The sequence below is a fragment of the Streptomonospora sediminis genome (genome assembly GCF_054778995.1).
This window is the reverse complement of the sequence record NZ_BAAGYZ010000009.1, coordinates 128,705-134,704: the sequence shown is the minus strand read 5'-3', so window position 1 is coordinate 134,704 and position 6,000 is coordinate 128,705. Positions and strand designations below refer to the sequence as shown.

At 71.4% G+C, this 6,000-nt stretch carries 7 protein-coding genes; 4 read left to right on the top strand and 3 right to left on the bottom strand.

The features are described 5' to 3' along the window. Positions 1-317 precede the first annotated feature (317 nt). The gene (locus ACYVD5_RS03535) at positions 318-935 is read right to left on the bottom strand and encodes a hypothetical protein (protein ID WP_460999417.1); all 618 of its coding nucleotides are present in this window, start codon (positions 933-935) and stop codon (positions 318-320) included. On the opposite strand from ACYVD5_RS03535, the gene ACYVD5_RS03530 reads away from it, so the two are divergent. After that, entirely contained in the window at positions 934-1,239 is a 306-nt protein-coding gene (locus ACYVD5_RS03530) for a hypothetical protein (RefSeq protein ID WP_460999416.1), read from the top strand. The genes ACYVD5_RS03535 and ACYVD5_RS03530 overlap by 2 nt on opposite strands. 161 nt (positions 1,240-1,400) lie before the next feature. Next, positions 1,401-3,038 (top strand): alkaline phosphatase D family protein, encoded by a 1,638-nt coding sequence (locus ACYVD5_RS03525; protein WP_460999415.1) that lies wholly within the window; start codon positions 1,401-1,403, stop codon positions 3,036-3,038. Positions 3,039-3,120: 82 nt separating this feature from the next. Here ACYVD5_RS03525 and ACYVD5_RS03520 read toward each other — a convergent pair whose 3' ends face one another. Beyond that, a complete protein-coding gene (locus ACYVD5_RS03520) occupies positions 3,121-3,747 on the bottom strand; it encodes a TetR/AcrR family transcriptional regulator (protein ID WP_460999414.1) in 627 nt (208 codons plus the stop codon). A gap of 89 nt (positions 3,748-3,836) precedes the next feature. On the opposite strand from ACYVD5_RS03520, the gene ACYVD5_RS03515 reads away from it, so the two are divergent. After that, positions 3,837-4,268: a nuclear transport factor 2 family protein gene (locus tag ACYVD5_RS03515; RefSeq protein WP_460999413.1), complete on the top strand. Its 432-nt coding sequence runs from the start codon at positions 3,837-3,839 to the stop codon at positions 4,266-4,268. Continuing rightward, complete coding sequence (locus tag ACYVD5_RS03510) at positions 4,265-5,140, top strand: NmrA family NAD(P)-binding protein (protein ID WP_460999412.1); 876 nt, start codon at positions 4,265-4,267, stop codon at positions 5,138-5,140. Before ACYVD5_RS03515 ends, ACYVD5_RS03510 begins: the two co-directional genes overlap by 4 nt. A 31-nt stretch (positions 5,141-5,171) precedes the next feature. Here ACYVD5_RS03510 and ACYVD5_RS03505 read toward each other — a convergent pair whose 3' ends face one another. Then, on the bottom strand, positions 5,172-5,891 hold the full coding sequence (locus tag ACYVD5_RS03505; protein ID WP_460999423.1) for an RraA family protein: 720 nt from the start codon (positions 5,889-5,891) through the stop codon (positions 5,172-5,174). Positions 5,892-6,000: the final 109 nt, after the last annotated feature.

The following is a 6,000-nucleotide window of genomic DNA, read 5'->3' as shown; positions in this document are numbered from 1 at the left end:
GATCTTCGGCGCCCTTCGCCATGCCCGCAGCCGGTTCGGGAAACTCCCATCAACGATCTAGCCGGCGGTGAGCCGTGGGCGGCGAAAACCCGTGACCGGCACTCGCCGCGCCCGCGTGATATCGCCCGGCGGCACCAGGGAAATCAACGCGTCCTCCCAGGTGGCGGCGGGCGAGATCGTCGGCTATCTGGGGCCCAAAGGTCCCACCACTTTTGTGTCACCCTCTTGAGCGGGGAGGTACCCCTCACGAGGACCGATAGCCCTACCGGTGCCGACGCCGGCATTGGAACCGGAACACCGTTCGGTCGGCTCGGAGATCAGCTGTCTTCGGCCCAGATGACCAGGGCGAGGAGGTCGCCGTCCTCGTTCCGCGCCACTTCCGCATCGACGAAGCCGCATGTCACAGGAAACACGAGAACGTTCGCCCCGGAACTCGGATCGGCGATCACACTGGGATAGTTTCCCGGTTTGGCGAGGACGTCGGCGGAACCCGCCGCCTCCTCCATCCAGGGAATGGTCTCGCTCTCACGTTCGAACCAGCGCTTGATCGCCGCATCCTCCGACCGGTCGGTGCACAGGAACGCGCAGTCCTCTACCCACGCTCCCGAATCGTCGTTGAAGTGGCTCCACTGCGCGTCGGCCACCTGCTCCCAGGGCGCAAAGGGCAGGACCAGTATGTGCACGGGAAAGTGCGGCGATTCGTGCTCACCGGAATCGTAGGCCGACGCGTAGACCGGGTGCGTGCCCGGAGGAGCCGGGTACCTGAATCCTCCGTCCATAAAGTGCTTCGGGTCTGTCCACATCACCCTGTCGTCGCCGGCCACCACGAGATCTCCCACCCGGCCGACCCATTGCGAGTCGTCTGCCCAACGTTGCAGTCGGCGCAGGATGGTCTTAACGGAATCGACAGCGGGATCCGACGTTTCATGTTCCATGCCGCGCATGGTTCCACAGGGCCGGGACATTCCGGCCGGACGGCGACCTGGCCGGGCCTGCACGCCCGCCGCGCCCTCGCCGCGGACGCTGGTGGTGGATCCGGACGGGACACATCCGCCCATCGAGGTGTCCGGTGCGCGAACGGCCGGTGTCGAGGGCCCGCGCCAGTGGCTGGAGCTGCGCGGTAACCCGGCGGCGGTGTTCGCCCAGGTCACGGCGCGGTACCCGATCGCCGACATTGCCTTGCGCCAACCCGACATTGAGCAGGTGGTGCGGCGCATTTCCCCAGACCAGCGGCATTGACGGCCTTCCGGGACCCACCGGGCACCACCCATGGGCAACGGAGTGTCATCGGGACTTCATCAGAGCGTGTCCGTAGCCTCTACCTGCGGACATGACGGGGCCGGACCATCGCCTGCGGACGTCATTCCGATCCGCAGCCTGATCCTGCTGGAGGTCCCGACTTGTCCGCCACCCTGCGCCGTTCCATCCCCGCCTCCCCCTCCGCCCGCCCCGCCAAGGCCCGTACGCCCGCTGATTTCGGTCGGCGCCGGTTCTTCGGAATCGGCTCGGCCTCGGCCGCAGCCGTCGCCCTGGGCACCGGGCTGTTCTCGTCCCATCCGGCCTCCGCCGACAAAGCCAAGACCGGCTTTGCCTTTACCTTGGGCGTGGCCTCCGGCGAGCCCACCCACGACGGGTTCGTGCTGTGGACCCGCCTGGCCCCCGACCCGCTGGCCGCCGACGGAATGGGCGGAATGCCGGCCGAATCCGTCGACGTCGAGTACGAGGTCGCCCTCGACGCCCGGTTCAGACGCGTGGTGCGCCGCGGCACCGCGGTCGCATCGCCCGAACTGGGGCATTCCGTCCACCCGGAGATCTCCGGGCTGAGCCCGGCGCGCGAGTACTTCTACCGTTTCCGCGCCATGGGCGAGCTCAGCCCCGTCGGGCGGACCCGCACCGCTCCCCCGCCGATGTCGATGACCGGTTCGATGGCCTTTGCGTTCGCCTCCTGCCAGAAGTGGGACCAGGGCCACTACACCGCCTATGAGCACCTCGCCCAGGAGGACCTGGACCTGGTGCTGCACCTGGGCGACTACATCTACGAGTACCCGATCGAGTCCGAGGTGCGCGGCAACGTGCCCGACCACCTGCTGGTGGAGACCACCAAGCTGGAGCACTACCGGGTGCGCTACGCCCTCTACAAGTCCGACCCCCACCTGCAGGAGGCCCACGGGCGGTTCCCGTGGCTGGTCACTCCGGACGACCACGAGGTCGACAACAACTGGGCCGACGAGGTCTCCCAGGACGACGACCCGCCGGCGGAGTTCCGCAACCGGCGCGCAGACGCGTTCCAGGCCTACTACGAGAACATGCCGCTGCGCCGCTCCTCGATGCCCGACGGCCCCGACATGGGCCTGCACCGCCGGGTGGGCTACGGCCGACTGGCCGACTTCACCATGCTCGACACCCGCCAGTACCGCGACAACCAGGCCTGCGGCGGGCGGCTGGTCGAGGACTGCCCCGAGCGTTTCGACCCCGACCGCTCCATCCTGGGCGAGGAGCAGCGCAATTGGCTGATCGACGGATTCGGCCGTTCGCAGGCGCGCTGGCACGTACTGGGCAACCAGTCGCCCATGACCCAGACCGACAACCAGCCCGGCGACGGCGCCACCGTGTGGATGGACCCGTGGGACGGCTACGCGGCCGACCGCGAGCGGGTGCTGCAGGCCGCTGCCGAGCAGGGCGTGCGCAACCTGGTGGTGGTCACCGGCGACCGGCACCAGAACTACGCCGCCGACCTCAAGGCCGACTACCGCGACGAGAACGCGCCGACGGTCGCCACCGAGTTCGTGGGCACCTCGATCACCACCAACGGCGACGGCTCGGACATCAGCGACGAGGGGCGGCTGTTCCTGGAGGCCAACCCGCACTTCCGGTTCGTCAACGAGCAGCGCGGCTACGTGCGGTGCTCGCTGTCGCCGTCGGAGTGGCGCACCGACTTCCGGGTGGTGCCCTACGTGACCCGGCCCGGGGCGCCGGTCTCGACCCGGGCGACGTTCGTGGTGGAGGACGGCACCGCGGGCGTGGGGCCCCAGCCCTGAGGGGTGTATCAGTGCCGGCGCCGGTGCCGGTATCGGCGTCCGTATCCGTGTCCGCATTCCCGCGCCCGCGCCGCGGCGGGGGTCACCGCCCGGTGCCTCCGCCGGCGGCGGGCGCCGTACCCGTACCCGTGCCAGCACCTGCCAGGACCTTGGCGGTGTAGGCGGCCAACTCCGCGCGCAGGTGCTCCCGGGAGTGGCCCGCGCCGACCAGGTGGTCGAGGAGGTCGGCGCGCACCGCCGCGAGCAGTGCGTGGGCGGCGAATCCGGCTCCGCTGAAGCCGGGGATCCCGTCCAGCATGCCGCGCAGCACGGAGTGCCACCCCTCGTAGTGGCCCGCGCTGTAAGGGCTGCCGAGCCCGGCTCCCTCCAGCGCGAGCGTGAGGTGGCGGTAGTCGAGTTTGAAGCACAGGACCGCGTCGAGTACGGCGGGCACGCGCTCGGCGGGCGGGGTGGCGGGGCCCAGGGGCGCCGGTCCGTCCTCAAGCGCTTGGCGCAGCGGCGCGGAACGGGCTTGGTACAGCTCCATGATCAGTCCGGTGCGGTCGCCGAAGCCGCGGAAAAGCGTGCCTTTGCCGACCCCCGCGGCGGCGGCGATGTCGGCCATGCTCACGTCCTCGGGGCGGTCGCAGGTTGCGAAGAGCTCATCGGCCGCCCCCAGCACCGCCTCGCGGTTGCGTGCGGCGTCGGCGCGGGGCTTGCGCTCGGACACGGGGTTCCCTCCCGATTTGCATAAGCGGACCCGCGGTCCGTATATTTCAAAACGGACCGCAAGTCCGTATTCTACGGGAAGGAACTCCGGTGACCGCACCGACACAACCGGCGGAGCTGTTCCGCCACGGCCTGCAACTGCTGCTCGACAAGAACATCCCCGCCTGGGTCGACCTCTGGGCCGACGACGGCGTCTTCGAGTTCCCCTTCGCTCCCGAGGGCTGGCCCAAGCGCCTGGAGGGCAAGGCCGCCGTCGCCGACTACATGCGCTCCTATCCCGACCACATCGACATGCGCGAACTCCCCGAACTGCAGATCCACGAGATGGCCGACCCGGCGACCATCGTCGTGGAGATGCGCGCGCTGGGCACCCTGGTCGAGACCGGCGCACCCTTCGACATGACCTACATCGCCGTGGTGTCGTTCGCCGACGGCCGCATCACCCGCTACCGCGACTACTGGAACCCGCTCGTCCTCACCGAACACGGTGCGGCGGCCGACTTTGCAGGGAGCGACCGGTGACCGGCTCCGCCACCACCGCACTCGTCATCGGCGCCACCGGCACCACCGGCAGCCGCGTTGCCGCACTGCTCGCAGCCGGGGGCCACCGCGTCCGGGCCGCCGCCCGCGGCCCGCACGCCGCAGCCGCCGGCACCGAAGCGGTCCGCTTCGACTGGTACGACCCCGCGACCCACGACGCCGCGTTGGACGGCGCAGAGGCGGTCTACGTCGTCCCGCCCATCGGCGCGGCCGCACCCGCCGATACCGTGCTGCCCTTCCTGGAACGCGCCCGCAGGGCCGGCGTGCGCCGCGCGGTGCTGCTCAGCTCCTCGGCCGTGCCCGCCGGCGGCCCTGCAACGGGCAAGGTGCACGCGGCCCTGCCGGATGTGTTCGACCAGTGGGCGGTGCTGCGGCCGTCGTGGTTCATGCAGAACTTCACCGGCGACCACGTACACGCCCGAACCGCCCGCGAAGAAGGCGAGATCCGGACCGCGGCGGACAGCGGGCGGGTGCCCTTCGTCGACGCCGACGACATCGCGGCGGTCGCCGCCCGGGCGCTGACCGACGAGCGGGCCCCCAACACCGACCTGGTGATCACCGGACCCGCGGCACTGAGCTACGACGACGCCGCGGCGGTGCTGTCGGAGGTCACCGGGCGGACCGTCACGCACCGGCGGCTGACCTACGAGCAGATGCGCGACCGGCTGGAGCGGTTCCTTCCGGCGGAGTTCGCCGCGGTGCTCGCCGGGCTGGACCGGCTCATCGCCGAAGGCGCCGAGGACCGCACCACCGACACCGTCGAACGGGTCACCGGGCGCCCTCCGCGCGATTTCCGCACCCATGTCGAGCGCCATCAAGCCGGCAATGGCGGACCGGCAGCGGTGAACCGGTAGCAGCGGGCCGGCCGTGCAGGTGCGGCTGTGCTCAGGCCGAGCCCGTTGCGCCCCCGGGCGACGAGCGGCCCCGTGCGGCGGCGACCAGCCCGCTGCGGCCGTCCCGCAGCGGGTGCGGCCGCCCGTTGCGCGGGGCGGCGCCCGCGCCTTCCCAGCCTGCGACCCGCGAAGGGTCCAGGTTGAGCAGGTCCAGCGTGCTCTCGCCGGCGCACAGCGCGTCGACGACCCGCTGGTCGGCGTCGACCGCCTCGACGGTGCCGGACACGATGGCGGTGGCGCGCCCCCGCGGCAGGCACACCGCGCCGTCGTCGTCGGCGACTATCCAGTCGCCGCGGCGCACCGGCGCGGGCGCCTGGTCGCCGTTGAGCAGCACCTGGCGGCCGACCTCGCCGCCGGCGTCGTGGCCGGGAGTGCGCACCGAGACTCCGGCGCTGATGACGGGCAGTCCGGTGCGGGCGATGGCGGCGACGTCGCGTACGCAGCCGTCGAGGACGATGCCGGCCAGGCGGCGCATGCTCGCCGCCACTGCCAGGATCTCGTCGACGTAGCCGTACTCGGGTTCGCCGGAGACGTCCACGACCAGGGCGGTGCCGGGCGGCGCCTGGGCGACGGCGACGTGCAGGGCCAGGTTGTCACCCGGTGCGCAGCGCACGGGCAGCGCCGTGGCGGCGAAGGACGCCCCCGGCCAGACCGCGAACAGGTGCGACCCCAGCGGTTGGGCCCCGCACCGTGTCAGCGCGGCAGTACCCATCGCGGTCATGGTGTCCGCAAGCGCCACGTCAGCCTCCCATTGCAACCGCACCCGGCGGGCAGGTCCGGGCCCTGACCGCCCTGCCCGCCGCCCGAACGGGGCGGCGATC